26 protein-coding genes are annotated in these 25,289 nt (G+C 58.8%); 11 read left to right on the top strand and 15 right to left on the bottom strand.

Annotated elements, in window-relative coordinates; translation table 11 throughout:
- Positions 1 to 15: 15 nt before the first annotated feature.
- The gene (locus tag AB9K34_RS08035) at positions 16 to 2,271 is read right to left on the bottom strand and encodes an NADP-dependent malic enzyme (protein ID WP_369953908.1); all 2,256 of its coding nucleotides are present in this window, start codon (positions 2,269 to 2,271) and stop codon (positions 16 to 18) included.
- Positions 2,272 to 2,427: 156 nt separating this feature from the next.
- On the opposite strand from AB9K34_RS08035, the gene mutS reads away from it, so the two are divergent.
- The gene (gene mutS, locus AB9K34_RS08030) at positions 2,428 to 5,046 is read left to right on the top strand and encodes a DNA mismatch repair protein MutS (protein ID WP_369953973.1); all 2,619 of its coding nucleotides are present in this window, start codon (positions 2,428 to 2,430) and stop codon (positions 5,044 to 5,046) included.
- 31 nt (positions 5,047 to 5,077) lie between these two features.
- Here mutS and AB9K34_RS08025 read toward each other — a convergent pair whose 3' ends face one another.
- Together AB9K34_RS08025 and hrcA are read right to left on the bottom strand one after the other, a co-directional pair.
- Positions 5,078 to 5,641, bottom strand: a complete 564-nt coding sequence (locus tag AB9K34_RS08025) for a nucleotide exchange factor GrpE (protein WP_369953907.1) — start codon at positions 5,639 to 5,641, stop codon at positions 5,078 to 5,080.
- Positions 5,642 to 5,650: 9 nt separating this feature from the next.
- Positions 5,651 to 6,715 (bottom strand): heat-inducible transcriptional repressor HrcA, encoded by a 1,065-nt coding sequence (gene hrcA / locus AB9K34_RS08020; RefSeq protein WP_369953906.1) that lies wholly within the window; start codon positions 6,713 to 6,715, stop codon positions 5,651 to 5,653.
- Positions 6,716 to 6,828: 113 nt separating this feature from the next.
- Here hrcA and rph point away from each other — a divergent pair, with 113 nt between their 5' ends.
- Genes rph through hemW form a run of 3 tightly spaced genes read left to right on the top strand, consistent with a single transcriptional unit; the run spans position 6,829 to position 9,300 of the window.
- Entirely contained in the window at positions 6,829 to 7,539 is a 711-nt protein-coding gene (rph, locus tag AB9K34_RS08015) for a ribonuclease PH (RefSeq protein WP_369953905.1), read from the top strand.
- Positions 7,536 to 8,147 (top strand): RdgB/HAM1 family non-canonical purine NTP pyrophosphatase, encoded by a 612-nt coding sequence (gene rdgB, locus AB9K34_RS08010; protein ID WP_369953904.1) that lies wholly within the window; start codon positions 7,536 to 7,538, stop codon positions 8,145 to 8,147. The genes rph and rdgB overlap by 4 nt, the downstream gene beginning before the upstream one ends.
- The gene (gene hemW / locus AB9K34_RS08005) at positions 8,140 to 9,300 is read left to right on the top strand and encodes a radical SAM family heme chaperone HemW (RefSeq protein WP_369953903.1); all 1,161 of its coding nucleotides are present in this window, start codon (positions 8,140 to 8,142) and stop codon (positions 9,298 to 9,300) included. The genes rdgB and hemW overlap by 8 nt, the downstream gene beginning before the upstream one ends.
- Here hemW and AB9K34_RS08000 read toward each other — a convergent pair.
- From AB9K34_RS08000 to hemJ, 7 genes are all read right to left on the bottom strand, one after another.
- A complete protein-coding gene (locus AB9K34_RS08000) occupies positions 9,297 to 10,184 on the bottom strand; it encodes a ParB/RepB/Spo0J family partition protein (protein WP_369953901.1) in 888 nt (295 codons plus the stop codon). The genes hemW and AB9K34_RS08000 overlap by 4 nt on opposite strands.
- Before the next feature lie 21 nt (positions 10,185 to 10,205).
- Positions 10,206 to 11,012, bottom strand: a complete 807-nt coding sequence (locus AB9K34_RS07995) for a ParA family protein (protein ID WP_369953900.1) — start codon at positions 11,010 to 11,012, stop codon at positions 10,206 to 10,208.
- Complete coding sequence (rsmG, locus tag AB9K34_RS07990; RefSeq protein ID WP_369953899.1) at positions 11,005 to 11,628, bottom strand: 16S rRNA (guanine(527)-N(7))-methyltransferase RsmG; 624 nt, start codon at positions 11,626 to 11,628, stop codon at positions 11,005 to 11,007. Before rsmG ends, AB9K34_RS07995 begins: the two co-directional genes overlap by 8 nt.
- On the bottom strand, positions 11,625 to 13,496 hold the full coding sequence (mnmG, locus tag AB9K34_RS07985; protein WP_369953898.1) for a tRNA uridine-5-carboxymethylaminomethyl(34) synthesis enzyme MnmG: 1,872 nt from the start codon (positions 13,494 to 13,496) through the stop codon (positions 11,625 to 11,627). Before mnmG ends, rsmG begins: the two co-directional genes overlap by 4 nt.
- A gap of 3 nt (positions 13,497 to 13,499) precedes the next feature.
- Entirely contained in the window at positions 13,500 to 14,786 is a 1,287-nt protein-coding gene (mnmE, locus tag AB9K34_RS07980; RefSeq protein WP_369953897.1) for a tRNA uridine-5-carboxymethylaminomethyl(34) synthesis GTPase MnmE, read from the bottom strand.
- Between the two features lie 28 nt (positions 14,787 to 14,814).
- The gene (gene rho / locus AB9K34_RS07975; RefSeq protein WP_369953896.1) at positions 14,815 to 16,086 is read right to left on the bottom strand and encodes a transcription termination factor Rho; all 1,272 of its coding nucleotides are present in this window, start codon (positions 16,084 to 16,086) and stop codon (positions 14,815 to 14,817) included.
- Between the two features lie 123 nt (positions 16,087 to 16,209).
- On the bottom strand, positions 16,210 to 16,659 hold the full coding sequence (hemJ, locus tag AB9K34_RS07970) for a protoporphyrinogen oxidase HemJ (RefSeq protein ID WP_369953895.1): 450 nt from the start codon (positions 16,657 to 16,659) through the stop codon (positions 16,210 to 16,212).
- Between the two features lie 406 nt (positions 16,660 to 17,065).
- On the opposite strand from hemJ, the gene AB9K34_RS07965 reads away from it, so the two are divergent.
- Genes AB9K34_RS07965 through dnaQ form a run of 4 tightly spaced genes read left to right on the top strand, consistent with a single transcriptional unit; the run spans position 17,066 to position 19,764 of the window.
- Positions 17,066 to 17,665, top strand: coding sequence for a nucleoside triphosphate pyrophosphatase (locus tag AB9K34_RS07965; protein WP_369953894.1), 600 nt, complete (start codon positions 17,066 to 17,068; stop codon positions 17,663 to 17,665).
- Positions 17,662 to 18,495: a shikimate dehydrogenase gene (locus AB9K34_RS07960; protein ID WP_369953893.1), complete on the top strand. Its 834-nt coding sequence runs from the start codon at positions 17,662 to 17,664 to the stop codon at positions 18,493 to 18,495. Before AB9K34_RS07965 ends, AB9K34_RS07960 begins: the two co-directional genes overlap by 4 nt.
- Positions 18,492 to 19,085 carry a dephospho-CoA kinase gene (gene coaE, locus AB9K34_RS07955; protein ID WP_369953892.1) on the top strand — a complete coding sequence of 198 codons (594 nt, stop codon included), beginning with the start codon at positions 18,492 to 18,494 and terminating at the stop codon, positions 19,083 to 19,085. The genes AB9K34_RS07960 and coaE overlap by 4 nt, the downstream gene beginning before the upstream one ends.
- Entirely contained in the window at positions 19,078 to 19,764 is a 687-nt protein-coding gene (gene dnaQ / locus AB9K34_RS07950; protein ID WP_369953891.1) for a DNA polymerase III subunit epsilon, read from the top strand. Before coaE ends, dnaQ begins: the two co-directional genes overlap by 8 nt.
- Before the next feature lie 39 nt (positions 19,765 to 19,803).
- Here dnaQ and secB read toward each other — a convergent pair whose 3' ends face one another.
- Both secB and AB9K34_RS07940 read right to left on the bottom strand, forming a co-directional pair.
- Complete coding sequence (gene secB, locus AB9K34_RS07945; RefSeq protein WP_369953890.1) at positions 19,804 to 20,307, bottom strand: protein-export chaperone SecB; 504 nt, start codon at positions 20,305 to 20,307, stop codon at positions 19,804 to 19,806.
- Positions 20,308 to 20,368: 61 nt separating this feature from the next.
- Positions 20,369 to 20,854, bottom strand: a complete 486-nt coding sequence (locus AB9K34_RS07940) for an FxsA family protein (protein WP_369953889.1) — start codon at positions 20,852 to 20,854, stop codon at positions 20,369 to 20,371.
- A 107-nt stretch (positions 20,855 to 20,961) separates the two neighbouring features.
- On the opposite strand from AB9K34_RS07940, the gene AB9K34_RS07935 reads away from it, so the two are divergent.
- Positions 20,962 to 21,618 carry a Tim44/TimA family putative adaptor protein gene (locus tag AB9K34_RS07935; protein WP_369953888.1) on the top strand — a complete coding sequence of 219 codons (657 nt, stop codon included), beginning with the start codon at positions 20,962 to 20,964 and terminating at the stop codon, positions 21,616 to 21,618.
- Between the two features lie 85 nt (positions 21,619 to 21,703).
- Positions 21,704 to 22,261: a Smr/MutS family protein gene (locus AB9K34_RS07930; protein ID WP_369953887.1), complete on the top strand. Its 558-nt coding sequence runs from the start codon at positions 21,704 to 21,706 to the stop codon at positions 22,259 to 22,261.
- Positions 22,262 to 22,328: 67 nt separating this feature from the next.
- Here AB9K34_RS07930 and hslU read toward each other — a convergent pair whose 3' ends face one another.
- Positions 22,329 to 23,636: an ATP-dependent protease ATPase subunit HslU gene (gene hslU, locus AB9K34_RS07925; protein WP_369953886.1), complete on the bottom strand. Its 1,308-nt coding sequence runs from the start codon at positions 23,634 to 23,636 to the stop codon at positions 22,329 to 22,331.
- A 168-nt stretch (positions 23,637 to 23,804) separates the two neighbouring features.
- On the bottom strand, positions 23,805 to 24,362 hold the full coding sequence (hslV, locus tag AB9K34_RS07920; protein WP_369953885.1) for an ATP-dependent protease subunit HslV: 558 nt from the start codon (positions 24,360 to 24,362) through the stop codon (positions 23,805 to 23,807).
- Between the two features lie 254 nt (positions 24,363 to 24,616).
- On the opposite strand from hslV, the gene AB9K34_RS07915 reads away from it, so the two are divergent.
- A complete protein-coding gene (locus AB9K34_RS07915; RefSeq protein WP_369953884.1) occupies positions 24,617 to 24,808 on the top strand; it encodes a DUF1127 domain-containing protein in 192 nt (63 codons plus the stop codon).
- A 159-nt stretch (positions 24,809 to 24,967) separates the two neighbouring features.
- On the opposite strand, the gene trxA is transcribed toward AB9K34_RS07915, so the two are convergent.
- Positions 24,968 to 25,288 carry a thioredoxin gene (trxA, locus tag AB9K34_RS07910; RefSeq protein ID WP_369953883.1) on the bottom strand — a complete coding sequence of 107 codons (321 nt, stop codon included), beginning with the start codon at positions 25,286 to 25,288 and terminating at the stop codon, positions 24,968 to 24,970.
- Position 25,289 lies beyond the last annotated feature (1 nt).

Genomic DNA, 25,289 nt, shown 5'->3' with positions numbered 1-25,289 from the left:
CGACAGGAATTGGCGTCAGCCGATCTTGCAGGACGCCAGCACCGCCATGTTCAGAATGTCGTTCGCCGTCGACACCGACGAACAGATCTGTATCGGCTTGTCCAGGCCCGACAGGATCGGACCGATCACGGTCGCGCCGCCCATTTCCTGCATCAGCTTGACCGAAATGCTGGCCGAGTGGCGCGCCGGAACCACAAGGATGTTGGCCGGTCCGGTCAGGCGCGAGAACGGATAAGCAGCCTGTGATTGCGCATTCAGCGCCACATCCACTGTCATTTCACCTTCGAATTCGAAATTCACCCCGCGCGCCTGCAACACTCCGGGCGCCTGATGCATCTTTTCCGCGCGTTCCGAGACAGGGTAACCGAAGGTCGAAAAGCTCACGAAAGCGACACGCGGTTCAAGCCCCATGTGCCGCGCAACTTCGGCGGCACGCTCGGCAATCGTTGCGAGATCTTCGGCATCTGGCCATTCCTGCACCAGGGTGTCCGCGATCAGCACGATCCGACCCTTGTGCAACAGCGCGGTGACGCCCGCGACACCGTTTTCCGGATTGGCGTCAAATACGTGATTGATGCGATCCAGGATATGCGCCGATTTGCGCGTGGCCCCGGTAACCAGCCCGTCCCCATGACCATGCGCCAGCATCAGCGCCGAGAACACGTGCCGGTCGCGCGCGGCAAGACGATGAATGTCCTGGCGATCAAAACCTTTTCGCTGCAACCGCTCGTAAAGAAAATCCTTGTAGCTTTCCAGGTACTGGGTGTTTGCCGCATTCACCACTTCAAGTTCGCGCGCCGCGTCACCCAGGCCCGCCGCCTCCAGCTTGGTCTTGACATCATCGGGACGTCCAACCACCAGCGCCTTGCCCAGACCGGATCGCTGGTACGTGACCGCCGCCCGCAACACGCGCGGATCGTCACCCTCGGCAAAGATCATGCGCGCCTTGGCCGCGCGCGCCCGCGCGTTCAGGCCACGCAGGATGCTGGCCGTCGGATCCATCCGGGACTTCAGGGTGAGCTCATAGCTCTCCATGTCGATGATCGGCCGCCGCGCCGCACCGGTGTCCATCCCTGCCCTGGCCACGGCCGGCGGAATGCGATGGATCAGACGCGGGTCAAACGGAGTCGGGATGATATAGTCGCGACCGAAGGACAGGTTTTCACCATAGGCCAGCGCCACCTCGTCGGGCACGTCTTCGCGGGCAAGCTGGGCCAGCGCATGGGCACAGGCGATTTTCATTTCGTCGTTGATCGCTCGCGCATGAATATCCAGAGCCCCCCGGAACAGGTAGGGGAAGCCCAGCACATTGTTCACCTGGTTGGGATAATCGCTGCGCCCGGTTGCGACGATGGCATCGACCCGGACTTCATGCGCCTCTTCCGGTGTGATTTCGGGATCGGGATTCGCCATGGCAAAAATCACCGGATTGTCGGCCATCGATGCCACCATGTCCTGGGTCACGGCACCCTTGACGCTAACCCCAAGGAACACATCGGCCCCCTTCATCGCGTCTTCAAGCGTGCGCGCCTCGGTCTTGACCGCGTGGCCCGATTTCCACTGGTTCATGCCCTCGGTGCGACCCTGCCAGATGACACCCTTGGTATCGCACATGATGCAGTTTTCATGCCGTGCACCCATGGCCTTGAGCAGTTCGAGACAGGCGATGCCGGCGGCACCTGCGCCGTTCAGAACGATCTTGACGTCCTCGATCTTCTTGTTCGACAGATGCAGCGCATTGATAAGGCCGGCCGCACAGATCACTGCGGTGCCGTGCTGGTCATCGTGAAATACCGGTATGTCCAGCTCTTCCTTGAGCTGCTGTTCGATGATGAAGCAATCGGGTGCCTTGATATCCTCGAGATTGATGCCCCCGAAAGTCGGCGACATCAGTTTGACCGCCTTGCAGAAATCGGCGACGTCCTCGGTATCAAGCTCGATATCGATGCTGTTGACGTCGGCGAACCGCTTGAACAGGACAGATTTCCCTTCCATCACCGGCTTGGAGCCCAGCGCCCCGAGATTGCCCAGCCCCAGCACCGCCGTCCCGTTCGAGATCACCGCGACGAGGTTGCCCTTGTTAGTGTAATCATACGCGGTTTCGGGGTTTGCGGCGATTTCCTCGCAAGGGATGGCCACGCCCGGAGAATAGGCCAGCGACAGATCGCGCTGCGTGTTCATCGGAACAGTTGCCTGAATCTCGAACTTGCCCGGCGTCGGCTCCAGATGAAACGTCAGGGCTTCGTCGCGGGTGTATTTCAGCTTGGCCATGACCGGCTGTCTCCTCGTTGCGGTTCAGGCGTCATAGCGCGCGCATGACCAAGCCTCAACAGGAATGCGTTTTCGCCTTTCGTCGCGTGTTGGGCGTTTGTAAGGTCGCACACGTTTCGATGAGCCGGGGGACAATCTGTGGCCAATGTCACGCCAATGATGGCGCAGTATCTTGAAATCAAGGCCGAGCATAAGGACTCTCTGCTGTTCTACCGCATGGGCGATTTCTACGAGATGTTCTTTGACGATGCCGTGGCCGCGGCCGAGGCGCTGGACATCGCACTGACCAAGCGTGGCAAGCATGACGGCGCCGATATTCCGATGTGCGGTGTACCGGTACATGCGGCCGAGGGGTATTTTCTGACGCTGATCCGCAAGGGGTTTCGTGTCGCGGTTTGCGAACAGATGGAAAGCCCGGCAGAGGCCAAGAAGCGCGGGTCGAAATCCGTCGTGAAACGCGATGTCGTGCGGCTGGTCACACCTGGCACCTTGACCGAAGATGCGCTGCTTGAAGCCAGGCGGCACAACTTTCTCGCCACCTTTGCCGAGGTGCGCGATCAATCTGCCCTGGCCTGGGCGGATATTTCAACCGGCGCATTTCACGTGATGCCGCTGAACCGGGCGCGGCTTGGTCCGGAACTTGCCCGGCTGGCCCCCTCCGAGTTGATTGTCAGCGACGCCGCTGCCGACGGTTTGCACGAGGTCGCCGGAGATCTGGGCATCGCCCTCACCCCGCTGGGACGCTCCAGCTTTGACAGCTCCGCCGCCGACAAGCGCCTGTGCGCGCTTTTTTCGGTCGGAACACTCGATGCTTTTGGCAACTTCGGACGCGCTGAAATTTCGGCGATGGGCGCTCTCATCGATTACCTGGACATCACGCAAAAGGGCCGGTTGCCGCTCCTGCAGACGCCGGTCCGCGAGTCCGAGGATCGTGTGGTCCAGATCGATGCCGCAACCCGCCGCAACCTTGAACTCACGCGGTCGCTGTCGGGAAGTCGCGCGGGCTCGCTTCTCGCTGTGATAGACCGCACTGTCACACCGGGTGGCGCGCGGCTGCTCGAACAGCGCCTGTCGAGCCCGTCGCGCGATCTCGACACAGTGCAATCGCGATTGGCGGCGGTGGACTTTGCGCTTGAGCAGAACGCGGTCTCGAACGATCTGCGCAGGGCCCTGCGCAAGGCTCCCGATCTCGACCGCGCGCTCTCGCGCCTTTCGCTGGATCGTGGCGGCCCGCGCGACCTTGCCGCGGTGCGCAACACGCTGGAACAAGCCGACGTGATCGCCCGGCAATGCCAGACACAGGACCTGCCGCCATTGCTTGCCGCCGCAGCCGCCGACCTGACGGGATTTGACGATCTCACCGCCCTGCTTGACGCGGCGCTGGTGGCCGAGCCGCCATTGCTGACCCGGGACGGGGGGTTTGTCGCGTCAGGCTATGACCCCGATTTGGACGAGGCGCGCACCCTGCGGGATGAAGGACGCTCGGTGATTGCGGGATTGCAGAAACGCTATGTCGAACATACCGGGATCACCTCGCTCAAGATCAAGCACAACAATGTTCTTGGCTACTTCATCGAGACAACCGCGACACACGCGCAAAAGATGCTCTCGGCTCCGCTGTCCGAAACCTATATCCACCGCCAGACCACCGCGAACCAGGTGCGATTCACGACCGTCGAACTCAGCGAGATGGAGACCAAGATACTGAACGCCGGCAATCGGGCGCTCGAGATCGAAAAGCGGCTCTATGAAAGGCTGAAAGACTCTATTCTGGCCGAGGCGGCGCGTTTGAATGCCGCGTCACGCGCGCTTGCAGAGCTTGATCTGGCGACGGCGCTGGCCGAACTGGCGCGCGCCGAAAACTGGTGTCGCCCCCGGGTCGATGCCAGCCGCAGTTTTGCGATCACCGGCGGGCGACATCCGGTCGTCGAACATGCGCTGCGCCAGCAGGGAGGCGACAGCTTCATCGCCAATGACTGCGACCTGAGCGCCGCCAATGGGGCCGCGATCTGGTTGCTGACCGGTCCCAACATGGCGGGTAAATCGACCTTCCTGCGTCAGAACGCACTGATCGCGCTGTTGGCGCAAATGGGCAGCCACGTCCCGGCAAGCGCCGCCCATATCGGCATCGTCAGCCAGCTGTTCAGCCGCGTGGGTGCATCCGATGATCTGGCGCGCGGGCGATCGACGTTCATGGTCGAGATGGTGGAGACCGCCGCCATCCTCAATCAGGCGGACGATCGGGCGCTGGTGATTCTCGATGAAATCGGGCGGGGAACAGCGACATATGACGGGCTGTCGATCGCATGGGCAACGTTGGAACATCTGCACGCCAGCAACCAGTGCCGGGCGCTCTTCGCAACGCATTATCATGAGTTGACGGCGCTGGCCGGCAAACTTTCGGGTGTGGAAAACGCCACCGTCGCAGTCAAGGAATGGCAGGGCGACGTCATCTTTCTGCACGAGGTGCGGCGGGGCGCGGCAGACCGCTCCTACGGGGTGCAGGTCGCACAACTGGCGGGGCTTCCGCAATCGGTGTTGGACCGGGCGCGAGTCGTTCTCAAGGCACTTGAAGAAGGCGAACGTGAAGGCGGGCGCAGCCAGAAGGCCCTGATCGACGATTTGCCACTGTTCTCTGCTGCGCCAACACCTGCGCCACCCGCGCCGGTAAAATCCGCCGCCCTTGATTTGCTCGAAAGCGTTCATCCGGACGAACTGACACCCAGGGCGGCGCTGGACCTGGTCTATAAACTGAAAGAAGCGGCCAACACCTGACCGCTTCTTTCAGACTGGACAGAGTTCGAAATCAGGACGCGGGCGCGGATGAAACGCCGACCTGCGCCGGGCGCAGCAGACGATCATGCAGCATGAAACCTTCCGCCGAGACCTGAATGATGTCTCCCGCCCGCGTGCCCGGCAGCGGCGCTTCGAACATCGCCTCGTGCAGCTTGGGGTCGAACCGGTCACCGACTTCGGGCGAAATGATCTCGATCCCGTGCTTGCCGAAAACGTTGATCAATTCGCGCATCGTCAGTTCAATGCCTTCGATCATCGCGGCAGAGGCCGCGCGCTGCTCCTCGGTCACGGACTCCAGCGCGCGTTTCATGTTGTCATAGACCGGCAGCACATCGCGTGCCAGACGCGAGCCGCCGTAACGCTCGGCTTCGACGCGGGCGCGTTCGGAGCGTTTACGCGAATTCTCGGCCTCGGCCAGTGTCCGCATGTAGCGGTCCTTGTAATCGTCGCGTTCCGCCCGCAGCGAATCCAGTTCGATTGCCTCTTCGTCAAGCTCTGCCAGTTCTTCTGCGTCTGCCTCGGCCTCCATCGCCGCGAGATCATCCAGAAAATCATCGTTCTTTGGCTCTGCCATCTTTCACCTCTAACTGCGGTCGGAAATCATCCGGCCTACCAGCTGCGCCGTATAGTCCACAATAGGTACGATCCGCCCGTAATTGAGGCGCGTTGGGCCAATCACGCCCACCGCGCCAATTATCTTTCGATCAGCGTTCATATAGGGAGACACCACCAAAGAGGAACCCGAAAGTGAGAAAAGTTTGTTCTCCGACCCGATAAAAATGCGTACACCCTCGCCTTCCTCGGTCAGTTGCAGGAATTCCTCGATATCGCGCTTGCGCTCAAGATCGTTGAACAGGCTGCGAATGCGTTCCAGTTCGTCTCCATTATCCTCGCCGCCCAGCAGATTCGCCCGTCCGCGCACGATCAGCCGGGCGGCTTCCTTGCCTTCGCCCTCCCAGACGGCGAGACCACTTTCGACCATCTCCTGCGCCAGCCGGTCGATTTCCTGACGACGGGCGTTGATCTCGGACTGGATCTTTTTGCGCACTTCGCTCAGCGTGCGGCCTTCGATCAACGCGTTCAGGAAATTCGCCGCTTCCCGCATCGAACTGGGGGTCTGGCCCGGCGGCGGCGTGAACAGGCGATTCTCGACGTGACCATCGGCGAAAACGATCACCACCAGCGCGCGGTCATGGGCCAGCGACACAAACTCGATATGCCGGATCGCGGCCTCATGCTTGGGCGTCAAAACCAGAGACGCCCCCTGAGTCACACCCGAAAGCGCGGCACCCAGCCGGTCGAGCATGTTGCCAACATCGTTCGAATTGCTCTTGACCGTGTCGTCCAGCATCTTGCGGTCGGTGTCGTGCAGATCGCCTACCTCGAGCAGCCCGTCGACAAACATCCGCAACCCCGCCTGGGTGGGAATGCGCCCGGCACTCACATGCGGGCTGTCGAGCAAGCCGAGATATTCGAGATCCTGCATCACATTGCGAATTGTCGCCGCGCTGACCTTTTCGTCAAGGGTACGGGTCAGGGTGCGGCTGCCGATCGGATCGCCGGTTTCAAGATAGCCTTCAACCACCCGCCGAAACACTTCGCGCGAGCGGTCATTCAACTCGTTCAACAGTTTCGTAGCATCGCTCATGGGATCATCCTTGGCTGGTTCGCCATTAAAGTCCACTGGTTGCAAAGGTCAATCGGGGTTGCATAACGGTCTTGCCGGACTGTATTCCGACGCCAACAAATAAAGGAGAGATCATGCGCCCCTCTGGTCGAGATCTAAGCGAAATGCGTCCGGTTTCCATAGAAACGGGATTTACCAAACACGCCGAAGGATCGTGCCTGATCAAGGTCGGCGATACCCATGTGCTCTGCACGGCGACGATCGAGGATCGCGTGCCGCCGTTTATCAAGGGGTCAGGGCTGGGCTGGGTCACGGCGGAATACGGCATGCTGCCCCGCGCCACCAACACCCGCATGCGCCGCGAGGCGGCATCGGGCAAGCAAGGCGGCCGCACCGTGGAGATCCAGCGCCTGATCGGTCGCGCCCTGCGTGCCGGGGTTGATCGTGTGGCCCTTGGCGAACGCCAGATCACCATCGACTGCGACGTGCTTCAGGCCGATGGCGGCACCCGCTGCGCGGCCATAACCGGGGGCTGGACCGCGCTTCGCCTGGCTGTGAACAAGCTCATGAAGGCCGGCGACGTGATCAGCGATCCGCTTGTCGATCCGGTCGCGGCCGTGTCCTGCGGCATCTATGCCGGGCAGCCTGTTCTGGACCTGGACTATCCGGAAGACAGCGAAGCCGGCGTCGATGGCAATTTCATCATGACAGGCTCCGGCAAGCTGATCGAGGTGCAGATGTCGGCCGAAGGATCGGTCTTTTCCCGCGACCAGATGAATCAGCTTCTGGATCTTGCGCAAAAAGGTGTCGAAGAACTGGTCGCCGCGCAAAAGGCCGCAACATGACCCGCAAATTCGCAGGCGACCGGTTGCTGGTCGCCACGCATAATGCCGGCAAGCTGGAAGAAATGGCGCATCTTCTGCAACCTTACGGCGTCACGGTCGTCGGTGCCGCCGAGATGGATTTGCCCGAACCGGAAGAGACCGAAACCACCTTTGTCGGCAATGCGCGCATCAAGGCGCACGCAGCGGCCAAGGCGACGGGTCTGCCTGCGCTTTCCGACGATTCCGGTATCCGGATCGATGCATTGGGCGGCGCGCCCGGCGTGCATACGGCGGATTGGGCCGAGACACCGAATGGGCGTGACTTTGTCATGGCAATGGAACGCACGCATCGCGAGTTGGAGGCGATCAACGCACCCCACCCGCGCACGGCGCAGTTCTGTTGCACGCTCGTCCTCGCCTGGCCTGATGGCCATGACGAGGTGTTCGAAGGTGTCATGCCGGGCCAGGTGGTCTGGCCCATGCGCGGTGATCAGGGACATGGCTATGATCCGATCTTTGTGCCAGATGGTTATGACATGACCTTTGGGCAGATGGATCGTTGGGAAAAGAACCGGATCAGCCACCGCGCCAGGGCGACGCAACAGCTCGTCGCGGGTTGCTTTGACTGACGAAGACTGGCGGCATGGCGGATTCGGGCTCTATGTCCATTGGCCCTTTTGCCAGGCGAAATGCCCCTATTGCGATTTCAACAGCCACGTGTCGCGCCAGATCGACCAGTCCGCATGGTGTGAGGCGTATCTTGCCGAGCTTGAGCGCACCGCTTCCGAAACGCCGGGCCGGGTTCTGAACTCCATATTTTTCGGTGGCGGCACACCCAGCCTGATGAACCCCGACACCGTGGCCCGCATCGTCGAGGCGGCATGCCGTCACTGGACCCCGGCCAACGACATTGAAATCACGCTCGAAGCCAATCCCGGCTCGGTCGAAGCGGCCCGGTTCAGCGGATTTCGGGATGCAGGTGTCAACCGGGTGTCGATGGGTGTGCAAGCCTTGAACGACACGGATCTGAAACGGCTCGGACGGCTCCATTCCGTGGCCGAGGCACGCGCCGCGTTCGACATTGCCCGCGCCTGCTTTGATCGGGTGAGCTTTGATCTGATCTACGCCCGTCAGGACCAGACACCGCAACAATGGCAAGACGAATTGAACACCGCGCTGTCGATGGCGGTCGATCACCTGTCGCTGTATCAACTCACCATCGAGAGCGGCACCGCCTTTGGCGATCGTTTTGCCAGGGGAACGCTTCGGGGGCTTCCCGACGATGATCGCGCCGCCGACATGTATGAAATCACCCAGGCGACCTGCGCCGCACATGGATTGCCCATGTACGAAGTGTCAAATCACGCGCGGCCCGGATCGGAGTCGCGGCATAACATGATATACTGGACCGGCGGTGATTACGTGGGCATCGGCCCCGGTGCCCATGGGCGTGTGACGATCAACGGAATCCGCCACGCGACAGAGTCCGCGATCATGCCCTCCGACTGGCTTGGATTGGTGGCTCAAGGCAACGGCGAGACCAAACGGCAACCCCTCACAGGGCTGGAACAGGCAGAAGAATACCTCATGATGGGGTTGCGTATTCGGTCGGGCATAGATGTTGTGCGCTACGAAAACCTTGCCAAACGGCCGCTTGATGCCGCCGCCCGGAATTCGCTCTCTGAGCTTGGATTGATCCAGGACCTTGGAGATCGCATTATCGTTCAGGATCAGGGGTTTATGGTTCTGAACGTCATAATTTCCGAGTTTCTGGTCAGTTAACTGCCGCTCAACAGACGGCAAAGCGTGTCCAGATCGTCCAGATTGCCATACCTGATCGTAATTTCGCCTGCATCCTGACCCGGCTTGTGTGTAATCGCGACCTTCATTCCCAGATTGGCCGACAGATCCGCTTCGAGCGCGCGGGTGTCCGCGTCTTTTTCCACCGGAGCGGCCTGCTTCTTTTTCCGTGCCTGCAAATCGCCTGATGCTTGCTTCTTCACCAGTGCCTCGGTCGCGCGCACCGAAAGTCCGCCCTTGACGATGGCCCGCGCCAAAGAAGACGGATCCTCCGAGGTGATCAGCGCGCGTGCGTGACCTGCGGTCAGTACCCCCTCTTGCAGCATATCCTGCACATCCGTCGGCAAGGTGAGCAACCGCATCAGGTTGGCAATGTGGCTACGGCTTTTGCCGAGCGCCTCGGCCAACCGCTCCTGGGTGTGACCAAAACTCTCCATCAACTGCTTGTAACCTGCGGCTTCTTCAACCGCGTTCAGGTCGGCACGCTGGATGTTTTCGATGATCGCAACTTCCAGCACCTCGACATCATCAAAGTCGCGCACCAGAACCGGAATTTCATGCAACTGCGCCTTTTGCGAGGCACGCCACCGACGCTCACCTGCCACGATCTCATAGGTGCCACCCGCGCGCGGGCGCACGATGAGCGGCTGAAGAACGCCCTTTTCCTTGATCGACGCGGTGAGGTCGTCAAGTTCTTCCTGCGCGAACCTCCGGCGGGGCTGGTTCGGGTTGGCAAAGAGCTTTTCGATCGGAACGTGAATATCCGGGCCAACATGGCGATCCGGGGTCTGGCTCTCTGCCGAGACATCCGCCATCAATGCCGAAAGACCGCGGCCCAGTCCACGGGGCTTTACCTTGTTGTCCATCTGCTACGCTCCTCGAATGGCTCAGGCGGCCATCAGCCTGTGTTTGCTCGTTATTTCCTGCGCCAGCGCCCGATACGCTTCGGCGCCTTGCGAATTGCTGTCGTAGTTCAGCACGGGCATCGCGTAAGATGGCGCTTCGCTGACCCTGACATTGCGCGGAATCAGTGTTTGAAACACCAGATCGCCCAGATTGTCCCGCGCGTCTTCTTCAACCTGCCGGGACAAGTTGTTGCGTCTATCGAACATAGTCAACACAATACCTTCGATTCTCAGCCCCGGATTCGCCGATTGCCGAACCTCGCGAACAGACAGCATCAGTTGCGATAACCCCTCCAGCGCAAAGAACTCGCTCTGCAGGGGAACAAGCACGGAATGCGCCGCAACCATGGCATTCACGGTCAACAGATTGAGCGATGGCGGACAATCAATCAGGATATAGTCAAAGCCGAACGCGCTCATATCCGGTTGCCGCAGCGCGTCATGCAGCAGAAAGATCCGCCGCTCATTTGAAATCAGATCGATATCCGCCGAGCTGAGATCCACCGTCGCGGGCACGATACACAGCCCGTCATGCGCGGTATCCTGGATGACACGATCAAGCGGCAGTTCTCCGACCAGCAGATCATATGTTGTTGCTTCGCGCGCATCCGCATCAATCCCGAGCCCGGTCGATGCGTTCCCCTGAGGGTCGAGATCAACCACCAGCACGCGCAAACCCATTTCCGCCAGTGCCGCCGCGAGATTGATCGAGGTTGTCGTTTTGCCCACCCCGCCCTTCTGATTGGCAATAGCAATGATCTGAGGAGGTGTTTGGGAATAGTCAGACACGCGATATTCCTTTGACTTTCAAGATGACGGATCCCGCCTCGGTCGCGCTTGCTATGGGCTCGTATTCAAAACACCATGACCGCTGCGCTTCGGCAACTTCCTTTTGCCACGACACACCCTTTGGGAACAACGCCATTCCACCGGTTGACAGGTGTCTTTCGGCAAATTCCAGCAACCCCGACAGATTCGTGAGCGCCCGCGCCGACAACGTATTCGCATTCTGGGGCTCGACCGCTTCGATACGTTGCGGAATGACCGCGCAAGACACCCCGGTTTCGCGTATTGCGTTGCGCAGAAACGCGCATTTTCGCTGATCGCTTTCAATCAAAGTGATATCGGCGTCTGGATCGTCCTCTGCCGCCAGAATTGCCACGATCAGACCCGGAAATCCGCCGCCGCTCCCCAGGTCGACCCAAGGCGTTGACCGTGGTCTCAGGCGATATACCTGAATGGAATCAAAGACATGCCGCGACCAAAGGTCTTTGAGGCTGTTTCTGGAAACGAGGTTGATCCTAGGATTCCACTTTTGAACCAGCGCCTCGAAACACTCAAGGCGCTCCAGTGTTTCACGTGAAACATTCAGGGTTTTGCGTTGATCATCCTGCCCGAGAGTCATCTGTTCGCGACTTTGGGCTGACGCCGCAGCATGGACAGGATCAAAGCCAAAGCGGATGGCGTCATACCATCTATGCGCGCGGCCTGAGCAATGGTTTCAGGGCGCGTCGTCGCAAGTTTCTGCCGCAGTTCATTTGAAAGCCCGCTGATCCTGGAAAAATCAAAATCCGCCGGTATCGCATGCGCTTCATCGCGCCTCAGAGCATTTACATCATTTTCCTGTCGCGCCACATAATTACGATAAAGCGCGTCGCGTTCGACCTGAAGACGCGTATCGGGATCCACCTGTGCCAGCTCCGGCAGAAGTGCTTCCAAATCGGATACCCCAACATCCGGAAATGCAAGAACATCCAGACCATTGCGGCGCTTGCCGTCCTGACTGATTGCGATGCCCGCCTCTGACAGCTCTTTCGGTGTGTAGCTGCTCTCTGTCAGCAAGGAACGCGCGTGGTCCAGCTTTTGCATCTTTTTCTCGAAAGCCACACGACGGTTCGAACCCACACAGCCCAGTTCGATTCCCAGCGGTGTCAACCGTTGATCCGCATTATCCGCCCGCAAGGAAAGTCTGAACTCCGCGCGGGACGTGAACATGCGATACGGTTCGGACACCCCGCGTGTGGTCAGATCGTCGATCATGACGCCGATGTAGCTGTTGGAGCGGCTGAATATGACAGGTGGTCTGCCCTGAATCGCAAGCGCGGCATTCAAACCAGCAACCAAACCCTGTGCCGCCGCTTCTTCATAACCGGTTGTTCCGTTGATTTGGCCCGCCAGATACAGACCTTTGACATCGCGCAGCTCCAGGGTCGCTGACAGTACCCTGGGATCGACGTAATCATATTCAATGGCATATCCCGGCTGCAGAATTTTCGCGTTTTCCAAGCCTTTGATCGAATGGACATAATCTTCCTGGACTTCAACCGGCAGCGACGTGGAAATGCCGTTTGGATAGATCGTGTGATCATCCGCACCCTCGGGTTCAAGAAATATCTGATGAGAGTCCTTATCCGCGAAACGCACAATCTTGTCTTCGATCGAAGGGCAATATCGTGGTCCGACGCCCTCGATATGACCACCATACATCGCTGAACGGGAAATGTTTTTCTGAATGATTTCATGCGTCTTGGCGTTTGTATGCGTGATACCGCACGAAATTTGCCTTGCCGAAACACCGCTGGACAGGAATGAGAACAACGTCGGTTCTTCATCGCCCGGCTGCATTTGCAGATCTGTCCAGTCGATTGTTCGGCCGTCCAGACGCGGAGGTGTACCCGTTTTCAACCGGCCAAGCGGCAAGCCGAAGGAATCCAGCCTGTTTGCAAGAGTAACAGAGGGTTTATCACCCATCCTTCCGCCCGGTTTTGAAACATCACCGATATGAATGACACCGCGCAAAAAGGTACCGGTCGTCAGGATGACGGTACCGGTCCGCAGTTCCGACCCGTCTGCAAGGACAAGACCCGTTATTTTGTCCTTTTCCATCACGAAATCTGTCGCTTCACCTTCTATGACGGTCAGGTTTTCACGAGTTTCGACTTCGGAGAGGATTGATTCGCGATAGATTTTTCGGTCTGCCTGCGCACGCGGCCCTTGTACCGCCGGCCCTTTGCGACGATTGAGCAGCCGGAACTGAATGCCCGCCCGGTCTGCGACCCGGCCCATCACCCCGTCCATCGCGTCAATCTCTCGGACAAGATGCCCTTTCCCGAGCCCGCCGATAGCGGGGTTACACGACATGACCCCTATTCCGCTTCGGTTCAGCGTGACAAGCACGGTGTTTGCACCCATTCGGGCAGCAGCATGTGCCGCCTCGACGCCGGCATGACCGCCACCTATGACAGCAACGTCAAAATGTTTCACGTGAAACACTCCTCACTTACCCAGACAGAAACTGGCAAAGATTTCATCCAGCAGGTTTTCGACATCCACGCGCCCGACAAGCGCCTCAAGGAATCGAATCGCTGTTCGCAGTTCTTCTGCCACCATTTCATACTGTTCACTGCGATCAGACAAAAGCGCTTGTGCCTTTTCCAAAGCAGATTCAGCCCGCAACATTGCGATCCTGTGACGCTCGCGCGTTGCTACACCTGCTCGCGCCGATCTGTGCTGCAAAACCTTGGAAATACGCGAAATAAGGTCCGACACCCCTTCTCCGGTCAAGCCGGAGACCGACCCGGACTTGACCTGCCGCAAATCCGCCTTGGGCCGGACCAGAATATCGTCCTTCTGGAACGGTACATGCAGCTCTGCGGGACCCTCGGCCAGGAAAACCCTGAGATCCGCGTTTTCTGCACGGGACCTGGCCAGCGAAATGCCAATTTTCTCTACCTCGTCAGTGGTTTCGCGCAGGCCCGCTGTGTCGAGAAACGTCACGGCAAGCCCGGCGAGATCCATGCGAACCTCAATGATATCGCGCGTCGTTCCCGCGAATTCCGAGGTGATCGCCGCATCCCGTCCGGCGAGCGTATTCAGCAAAGTTGACTTGCCGACGTTCGGGGCGCCAACAATCGCCACCTCATAGCCGCTGCGAATCCGCTCTGCGATCTGCACACCGGCCGTTTCAGCCCTGAGATCCGAAATGACCCGATCGATCAGCGACGACACTTCCGGCGTTACATCCGTCGGAATATCCTCGTCGGCAAAGTCGATTACCGCCTCGATCAACGACGCCGCGCGAATAAGAGAGGCACGCCAGTTCTCGGCAATTTCTCCCAGGCGTCCGGACAGAACCTCTTGCGCCTGTCGACGCTGGCTCTCGGTTTCGGCCTCGATAAGATCCGCCAGACCTTCGACCTGAGATAAATCCAACTTGCCATTTTCCATAGCTCGCCTGGTGAACTCTCCGGGTTCAGCCAAGCGCAAATCTGGAAGTTGTCCGAGCGTGCGCAAGACAGCCGTCACGACCGCAATACTGCCATGAAGATGAAACTCCACAACGTCTTCGCCGGTAAAGCTCGCTGGCGCAAAAAAATTCAATACGACAGCGTCGTCTAGATGCTTACCCTCTATATCGCGTAGTGAGCATACCTGCATACCACGACTTGTAGTCTCACGATTGGTCAGACGCGCGGAAACCACATGCGCTTGCGGCCCGGAAATGCGGACAACAGCAACGCCCGCCTTGCCTTGCGCACTGGCAAGCGCAAAGATCGTATCCATAAAATACCTCCGTGCCGGCAGACCGGGATCAGGTATTCATCGAGTCAAAGAAATCGCTGTTGCTCTTGGTCTGCTTCAACTTGGAAATCAGGAATTCGATGGCATCGGTTGTGCCCATCGGGTTCAGGATACGGCGCAGAACAAAGGTCTTTTGCAAGTCGACCTTATCGACCAGAAGATCTTCCTTGCGCGTCCCGGATTTCAGAATGTCGATAGCCGGGTAAACCCGCTTGTCCGCGATCTTGCGGTCCAGAACGATTTCGCTGTTACCGGTGCCCTTGAATTCCTCAAAGATCACTTCGTCCATCCGGCTGCCGGTATCGATCAGCGCAGTCGCGATGATGGTCAGCGAACCACCTTCCTCGATGTTGCGCGCCGCACCAAAGAAGCGTTTGGGCCGTTGCAACGCGTTTGCGTCGACACCGCCTGTCAGAACCTTGCCGGATGACGGAACCACTGTGTTAAAGGCTCTACCAAGTCTTGTGATCGAGTCGAGAAGAATAACAACATCTCGCTTATGCTCGACCAGACGCTTGGCTTTTTCAATGACCATCTCGCTCACCGCGACGTGCCGGGTTGCCGGTTCGTCAAAGGTCGAGGAGACCACCTCGCCCTTTACGGAACGCTGCATATCCGTCACTTCTTCCGGGCGTTCGTCGATCAGCAGTACAATCAGATAGCATTCGGGATGGTTGCGTTCAATCGAGTGGGCAATGTTTTGCAGGATCACGGTCTTACCCGTCCGGGGCGGCGCAACGATCAAGGAACGCTGCCCCTTGCCGATAGGTGCGACAAGATCGATGATCCGCGCCGTCCGATCCTTGATCGTCGGATCCTCGATCTCCATCTTCAGCCGCTCATCGGGATAGAGCGGTGTGAGGTTGTCGAACGCGATCTTGTGACGCGCCTTTTCAGGCTCTTCAAAATTGATCGATGCAACATTGGTCAGCGCAAAATAGCGTTCGTTGTCATTCGGTGCCTCGATGACACCGTCGATCGTGTCACCGGTCCGCAAGGAATATTTGCGGATCATTTCCGGCGAAACATAAATGTCATCCGGACCCGGCAGATAGTTGGCTTCCGGTGACCGCAAGAAGCCGAATCCGTCTTGCAGCACTTCCAGAACACCGTCGCCCGAGACTTCCCAGCCTTCATCCGCGCGTTCGCGCAGGATCTGGAACATCATCTCGCCTTTGCGCATGGTCGAGGCATTTTCGATCTCAAGCTCTTCGGCCATAGCCAACAGGTCCGTGGGGCTATTTGCCTTAAGATCGGCAAGGCTCAGCTTTTCAACGCTCATGTATATGTCGCCTGTCTGCGGACGATCAGCCTCGGCCGCGATATCTCGGAATAGGGAAAAACAATGCCCGGACGGGCAAGTTCGCTGCTTCTATCTCAATATCCGGGGCCGAGTCAATTCGGATCAGAACCGCACAACCACGGACAAGACAATGATGATCATCAACACGGTTGGCAGTTCGTTCATCATGCGAAACTGCCTGCCCGTCCAGGTGTTGGTTCCGTTCAGCAAATCCTTGCGGCGCCAGCCCAGCCAGTGATGGAACCAGGACATGATCAGAACCGCAGTAGCCTTGGTCCAGGGCCAGATTTCCGACCAGTCCACGAGACCCGGAGTGAAGACAAGACATAGGCCAAACACCCAGGTTGCGACAAAGGCCGGATTCATGATGGCGCGCAGGAGTTTCACTTCCATCATCTCGAATACATCGGTCATGTCCTTGTTGCCCTGGGCACGTTCAACATGGTGAACGAACAGTCTTGGCAGATAGAAAAGACCCGCCATCCAGCTGATCACGGACATGATGTGAAACGCCTTGGTCCAGGGATAAATGCTCGCCAGAAAGTCGGTCATGGACACCTCGGAGTGTTGGTTGGGTCTCCCTAATATTAAAAAAGAAAAGAAGAAAGGATGATGGTTATGTAGGTTGCTCCGATCCTGTGGATCAAATGGTGATCCCCGGCGTTTTACACATGTTCAGGCGTTGTTAAGAAGTTTCTTCATAAATAGAGAAAGTCTTTAAATATTTATTAATTTTCAATTGGTTGACTGAAATTAACGAAGTGTTAACCTGTGCATAAATCGCGAATAAACTCATGACATCGCTGTTCTGCACAGCTCTGGCGTTATCCTTATCCAACCGGGATGAACTTGCTATGGAATCTTTGCAATTCCGGTTTTTTCTACGGCTTGCATGCGAGATCGAAAACCGTTCAACTCTGTCCCGCGCGATCCTCAAAACTGCACAACGGTTATCCACATGACTGTCCCGATCATACTGGCCTCCGGATCAAGCACCCGGGCGCAAATGCTGAGAAACGCCGGGCTCGATTTCGAGATCAGTGCCCCCCGCGTGGACGAGGAGTCGATCAAGTCGGCGCTTCTGGCCGAAGAGGCATCGCCGCGCGATATTGCCGATGCGCTGGCTGAAATGAAGGCCCGGAAAGTCAGCGACAAAACTCCCGGCGCGCTGGTTATCGGTTGTGATCAGGTGCTGGATTTCGATCGCTCGCTGCTCTCCAAGCCGAAAACACCTGAAGATGCCCATGCCCAGCTTGTTGCCCTGCGCGGAAAAAGGCACAGCTTGCTGTCGGCTGCGGTGATCTATCAGGACAGTGCGCCACTCTGGCGACATGTCGGTCAGGTCAGGTTGCGCATGCGGGACTTTTCAGATGCCTACCTGTCTGGTTATATCACGCGCAACTGGGAGAGCATTCGCCATGCCGTTGGCGCATACAAGCTTGAAGAAGAGGGGGTGCGCCTGTTCAGTAGTATTGACGGGGACTATTTCAACGTCCTGGGCATGCCCTTGTTGGAGCTGCTGAATTTTCTGGCGCTACGTGGAGAAATCGAGTCATGACACAGCCGCGCATCCCCCTGGCGGGGGTCATTGGCTCACCAATCGCACATTCGCGGTCTCCGCTGCTGCATGGGCACTGGCTGCGAACGTATGGCATTCGTGGCCATTACATACCGATGGATGTGCATGAAAACGATCTGGAACGGGTTTTGCGCACCTTGCCGGCAATGGGTTTTGTCGGCGTCAATGTCACGGTTCCGCACAAGGAAAAAGTGATGGCTTTTGCCGATCAGATCACTGACCGGGCAATTCTTATCGGGGCGGCAAACACGCTGATTTTTCGGAATGCGGGATCTATTTTGGCCGATAACACAGATGGTTATGGGTTCATTGAAAACTTGCGCAGCGGTGCTCCGGACTGGCGTCCCGAGGCTGGTCCTGCGCTGGTTCTGGGCGCGGGGGGTGCTGCACGCGCGGTGATTTCGTCGCTGGTCGATGCAGGCGTACCCGAGGTTATCCTGTCCAACCGTACCCGACTGAGAGCGGAACGGCTCAAGGCGGATTTCGGGCACCGGATCCGCGTTATTGACTGGGTGCAGGCCGGAAGCGCTGTCAAGGACGCCGCGCTGGTTGTCAACACCACGTCGCTGGGCATGTCGGGTCAGCCCCCGCTTTCGGTGCAGTTCGATGGTTTGCATCCGGGTATCGTCGTGACCGACCTTGTCTATACGCCGCTTGAAACCGGTTTGCTGGCTGCTGGGCGCAAGGCCGGCTGCACGACGGTTGACGGGCTTGGCATGTTGCTGTTTCAGGCGGTTCCGGGATTTGAGAGGTGGTTCGGTACGCGTCCGGAAATTGACGAGGCGACCCGCGCCGCTGCCCTGAAATGAGCTTTCTTCTCGGACTGACCGGCTCCATCGGTATGGGCAAAAGCACGACGGCGCAGATGTTTGTCGACGAGGGTTGCGCACTGTGGGACGCCGACGCCGCCGTTCACCGAATTTACGCCGCCAATGGTGCTGCCGTGCAACCGCTTGGCGCAGTGTTTCCACAGGCGATCCGTGCCGGTGCCGTGGACCGGGCCGTGTTGAAAGAGATCATTTCGAACGATCCGTCCGCGCTTCGAAAAATCGAATCCGTGGTGCATCCGCTTGTCGCCGAAGATCGCCGCCAGTTTCGTGCCGATGCAACCGAAGACATTCTTGTCTTTGATATCCCCTTGCTTTTTGAAACCGGCGGCGACGCGGGGATGGATGCCGTCGCCTGTGTGTCCGTACCGCCTGAAATTCAAATGGCGCGTGTGCTCGACCGCGGAACCATGACGCAAGACCAATTCGAGATGATCCGCGCGAAACAGATGCCAGACGCAGAAAAGCGCGCGCGCTCGGATTTCGTGATCATAACCGATACGCTGGACCATGCCCGCACCCAGGTGCAGGCGATCGTTGCGCACATCAGGAGAGAGCAGAACCATGCGTGAAATCGTGCTGGATACGGAAACCACCGGTTTTGATCCCGAGTCGGGCGACCGGATTGTCGAAATCGGCGCGGTTGAGTTGCACAATCATGTCGCCACGGGACGCACCTATCACCAGTATATCAACCCCGAACGCAGCATGCCCCAGGAGGCATTCGAGGTGCATGGCCTAAGCGACGATTTCCTGCGCGACAAACCCAAATTCGCCGAGATCGGTCAGGCGTTTCTCGATTTTGTCGGCGATGCCAAGCTTGTCATCCACAACGCGGCGTTCGACATGAAGTTCCTGAATGCCGAACTGGGCTGGATGAACCTTCCAAAGCTGCCGTGGGAGCAGGCGATTGATACGCTGGAAATCGCCCGCAAACGGTTTCCCGGTTCTCCGGCCTCGCTCGATGCGCTGTGTCGGCGTTTCGCGATCGACAACTCGGCGCGCACACTGCACGGAGCGTTGCTGGACTCCGAAATCCTTGCGGAAGTGTATCTGGAACTGATCGGCGGCCGTCAGCCGGATTTTGCGTTGTCTGCCGGGTCGCAACAGAGCGGCGGCACTGCCGGTGACAGTTGGAGACCGTCGCCACGGGTAAAGCCCCTGCCCGCCCGCATCACCGAGGAAGAGCGCAAGGCCCATGCCGAGTTTGTCGCAAAGCTCGGTGAAAACGCGCTCTGGTCGCGCGCCTGATCTAGGCTGGAGCCACGTAAATCAGACGCGCGAAACCGGTCAGGCGTTGGTCGGTTGCGCCGCTTGCGCCTGTTGCCGGCGCGCGATTTCGGCGCGGTAAAGCTGGACGAAGTCGATGTTTTCCAGATTCAGCGGCGGATAGCCGCCGTCGCGGGTCACGTCGCTGACGATGCGGCGCAGGAACGGGAACAACATGCGCGGACATTCGATCAGCAGGAAAGGATGCAGCTGCTCTTCCGGTACGCCTTCGATATGAAATACGCCGGCATAGTCGATTTCGAGCAGGAACAGCGCTTCGCCACCGTCCTTGGCCTTGGATTCCACGTTGAGCTTGATCGAAACTTCGTACTGGTGCTCGGTGCCACGCTTCTTGGCATCCAGATTGACCTGAACGCTGACATCAGGTTTGACTTCGCCCGTCGCACCCTTTTGCGCCATGACATTTTCAAAAGACAAATCGCGCACGAATTGTCCCAGAATGTTCATTTTCACCTGCGGCTGTTGTTGGCCGCCATTTGCAGCGGCTGCGCCGTTGTCAGACATCGAAAAACTCCTCGAAACAAGATTTGCCGTTGCTTAGCAGCTTGGCCGGGGCATCTCAATGCTACTTGCTGTCCTCGACCCAACCCGACGGGCCGCTTCGCGGTTTTCGCGCCGGCGTCACGTCCTGGTATTCGCCGTCGATCACATCATCCGGTCTGTGCGGTTGCTGCGCGGGGCCGGGACCCATCTGAAACTGGTGCACCTGCACACGCGCGCGCAGGTATCGGTAAACCGCCTTGCGCACCGGGGGCATCAAAAGCGCGAATCCGAGCGCGTCGGTAAAAAAACCGGGCGTCAGCAGCAGGGCACCTGACACGAGGATCATCGCACCATGGGCCAGCGGTTCAGTCGGATCGTTCAATTCGGCAAAGGAACTGCGCAACTCGCCCATGGCGACCCGGCCCTGCGAGCGAACCAGAGTCGTGCCCAGTATCGCGGTCAAAACCACGATCGCCAGCGTCGGCCAGAGCCCAATCAGCCCGCCAACCTGGATAAAGAGGCCGATTTCGATCAGTGGCACCAGCAAAAACGCCAGAAACAGGTACATTGCGCGTTTCCTTTCCCGTATGTGGCGAGGTAGACTTGACCCCGCCCGTGACCTACATAAGTGCCACAGGCGAGGCTTACAAAGCCCAACACGAACATGAGGTCCAAATGAATTCGTCCATCATACAGCTTTTGGTGCTTGCTGGCATTGCCATCTTTCTGATTTTGCGCCTCAAGAACGTATTGGGCACGCGTGAAGGCTTTGAAAAACCGCCGGTGCCAAAAACCGATGAACCTGCCGCCCGCAAGGGGTTCGAGGTGATCGAGGGTGGCCCGGACCGCGACATCATCGATCATGTCGAAGAAGGCAGCCCGCAGGCGCAGGATCTTGCCGCGATGAAACGGATCGAACCGACATTTTCGGTCAGCGAATTTCTTCAGGGCGCGCGCGGTGCCTATGAGATGATCGTCATGGGTTTCGAGCGCGGCAATCTCGATGAAATTCAGCCCTTCCTCGCGGAAGATGTTTTCGAAACCTTTGTCGAGGTCGTCGCCGCGCGCGAGGATCAGGGACTGACCATCGAAGCCGAGTTTATCGGTGTCCGTGAAACCAGCCTTCAGGACGTGAAATTCGAGAAAGACACGAACAGGGCCGAGATCACCATGCGCTTCGTCGCCGAGCTTACATCGGTTGTGCGCGACAAGGGCGGCGATATCATCGAGGGCAGCCCCTCTGCCGTCAAACGGCAAAAGGACACCTGGACCTTTGCCCGCACGATGGGCTCGAACGATCCCAACTGGATCCTCGTCGCGACGGACGCGTAAGGGCAGGATTTCGGTCGCGGAGCAGTTTCATGCATCATGCCTGCCGTTGTGACCTTGTTTCATGTCCGGCGGCCGGAGTCCGCTGATGGTGCGCCGCAGGCTGACAGACGAGGAAATCGATCTCTGGCATCGCGTGGCAGAGCGAACGGAACGGTTGCATCCTGACGGCGCCCCTGCCCGCCCGCTTCCAAAGCCGAAACCCAACCGCAACCTGGCGTCGACTGACCCATCGCAAGTCCCGCGCCCCAGCCCGGCGACGCCGCCAAGCCCCACCCTAAGCCTGCGACCGCCCTCTGTTCAGATGGATCGCAAGGCGTATACGCGGATGAAGCGCGGGAAACTGGCACCCGAGGGGCGGATCGACCTGCACGGCATGACGCTTGATCGGGCACATCCGGTCCTGAACCGGTTCATCCTGTCGTCGCAGGCGTCGGGGCGCCGGCTGGTTCTGGTGATTACCGGCAAGGGAAAGGTTGCGCGCGATAACGGTCCGATCCCGGTGCCGCGTGGCATCCTGCGGCGCAATGTCCCGCTCTGGCTGTCCATGCCGCCGCTGGCGCAGGCCGTGCTGCAAGTGGAGAGCGCCCATATCAGCCACGGGGGCGATGGCGCCTTTTACGTCTATTTGCGCAGGGCGCGCTGAAACCCTGCGTTAGAGCCTGTTCAAGGGCCAATAGAGCCTGTTGGCAACGCGCTGCGACCGCGATTGATCAGAGAACGTACTGGCTGACATCCGTGGAACGTGACAGCGCCCCGAGATTATCCTCGACAAAACCGGCATCCACGACGATTACGTCACCCGAGCGGTCCGGAGCGGTAAAGGACAGTTCTTCAAAAACCCGTTCCATCACCGTGTAAAGCCGTCGTGCCCCGATATTCTCGACCGACTGATTCACATCTGCCGCGATCTTGGCAAGAGCCGCGATCCCGTCGGACGTAAAGCTGACCTCGACCTGCTCGGTGCCCATCAGCGCAGTATATTGCAGCGTCAGCGCATTGTCCGTTTCGGTCAGGATGCGCACGAAATCCTCTTCGGTCAGGGCGCGCAATTCGACACGGATCGGCAAGCGCCCCTGAAGCTCCGGCAAGAGATCGCTGGGCTTGGCAATGTGAAAGGCACCGGATGCGATGAACAGGATATGATCCGTCTTGACCGGTCCGTGTTTGGTGCTGACAGTCGTGCCCTCGATCAGCGGCAACAGATCCCGTTGCACCCCTTCCCGGCTGACATCGCCGCCGCGTGCTTCCTGCCGGGCACAGACCTTGTCGATTTCGTCAAGGAATACGATGCCGTTCTGCTCGACCGAATCCAGTGCCGCGCGGGTCACGGTTTCGTCGTCCAGCAGCTTGTCCGCCTCTTCGCCGATCAGAATTTCATAGCTGTCGGCCACGGTCATCTTGCGTCGCACGGTGCGCCCGCCAAACGCCTTGCCGAACATGTCGCCCAGATTCATCATGCCCATGTTGCTGCCGGGCTGGCCGGGAACCTCGAACATCGACATGGGGTTCGAAGTGTCCGCGATGTCGAGCTCGATCATCGTATCGTCCAGCTCACCGGCCTTCAGCTTCTTGCGAAACATCTCGCGCGTGCCTTCGCGGGCGTCTTCACCCGCTATCGCGCTGATCACCCGTTCCTCGGCGGCGTGGTGGGCATTGGCCTTGACGTCTTCGCGCATGAATTCACGGGTTTGCGCAATCGCGCTGTCCACCAGATCGCGCACGATCTGTTCCACGTCGCGCCCGACATAACCGACTTCGGTGAACTTGGTCGCCTCGACCTTGATAAACGGCGCGCGGGCGAGCTTTGCCAACCTGCGGCTGATCTCGGTCTTGCCCACGCCAGTCGGCCCGATCATCAGGATGTTCTTGGGATAGACTTCGTCGCGCAGGTTTTCGGGCAACTGTTTGCGCCGCCACCGGTTGCGCAGCGCAACGGCAACCGCGCGTTTTGCATCCTTTTGCCCGATGATGAACCGGTCCAGTTCGCTGACGATTTCGCGCGGGGTTAGGTCGGTCAAGGGGCGGTCCTTTCGATCGTCGGGGTAAGACCCGAATTAGGTAGTCACGGGGGCCGACAAATCAACCAACGCCGTTCGATTGGCAGCGTTGGTTATCAATGCCATGCGGTGTTTGCAATTTCTTTTGCCGGGCGGGCATAGGCCCCGGCGCGGATATTCCGGGTCGGATCAGGCCGAGATCGTCTCGACCGTCAAATTGCCATTGGTGTAGACGCAGATATCGGACGCGATGGCCATGGCACGGCGGGCGATCTCTTCGGCGGATTTCTCGCTGTCCATCATCGCCCGTGCGGCGGCCAGGGCGAAATTGCCGCCAGAGCCGATGGCCGCAACGTCATGTTCGGGTTCGAGCACGTCGCCCGCCCCGGTGATGACCAGCATGTCCTTGCCATCCGTCACGATCAGCATCGCCTCGAGCTTTTGCAGATATTTGTCGGTGCGCCAGTCCTTGGCGAGTTCGACGCTGGCGCGCGCCAGTTGACCGGGGGTCGCTTCCAGTTTCTTCTCCAGCCGTTCAAGCAGGGTGAACGCATCTGCGGTAGACCCGGCAAACCCGGCGACAACATCAAAACCGCCGGGCGACAGGCGGCGTACCTTGCGCGCGGTGCCCTTGATCACGGTCTGGCCAAGCGAAACCTGCCCATCCCCCGCGATCACCACGTCGCCACCCTTTTTCACGCCGACGATTGTGGTCCCGTGCCAGCCGGGGAATTGATCATCTGCCATGTGTGTCTCCTGTGTGCGACGCCAATCTGGGCGCTTTGTCATCGATTTCAAGCGCACTACCCTTTGCGGCGCAACCTGATCAAGCCGGATATGCCCGGATTTGCAGCAAAGCGGGTCCGGCAAACATGCATCTGTATGCAGACAATGCAGGCCGGAAATGCAAAAACGTCATTTGTGCTTAATTTGGCGGCTGACTATGTACGCGCTGCAACCGACATGGAGTCGGCTGTTTCAATCTTGATAGGCGCAATACGATGACGACAGTACAACACGACGCGCCACACGGAGCAGTCACAATCCTCCGGGTGGTAGATCTCTTTTATGCTTTGACCGCAGAACTGAAGGCCCGCCGCGATGCGCGGATCACCCGCAAGGCTCTGTCGCGTCTGTCCGAGCACCAGTTGAAAGATATCGGTCTGACCCGCGAGTTCGTCGAAGCGCTCTGAGCGCCAACCGAACCGCAACCTACCCCAAAGAAACAGCCGCTCAATCATGAGCGGCTTTCATTTTTTCAGCGCTTGGGTGTCCGCCCTAAGATCATAGGAACGCGGATGAAAAATGGGCGCCCGCCGGGACGCCCTGATTTTACGCATCGCTTGATACGATCAGATCGATTCATCAATCCAGCTTTGCAGCGCGGCCTTGGGCTTGGCACCGGCCATGTTCGATACGACCTGGCCATCCTTGAAGATGAACAGCGCCGGAATACCGCGCACGCCCATTGCGGCCGCAGAGTTCGGGTTGTTGTCGACATCGACCTTGGCGATCTTGACGCGGCCTTCGTACTCGGCGGAAAGCTCTTCGAGTGCCGGGCCGATCTGCTTGCACGGGCCGCACCATTCGGCCCAGAAGTCGACGACAACGGGAATATCGGAGTTCTTGACTTCAGCGTCAAAGGTGGCGTCCGTAACGGCGACGGTGGACATG

Origin of the sequence: Sedimentitalea sp. XS_ASV28 (assembly GCF_041224545.1) — a bacterium.
Taxonomy (GTDB): domain Bacteria; phylum Pseudomonadota; class Alphaproteobacteria; order Rhodobacterales; family Rhodobacteraceae; genus Sedimentitalea.
This window is presented reverse-complemented; position numbering and strand designations above follow the sequence as displayed.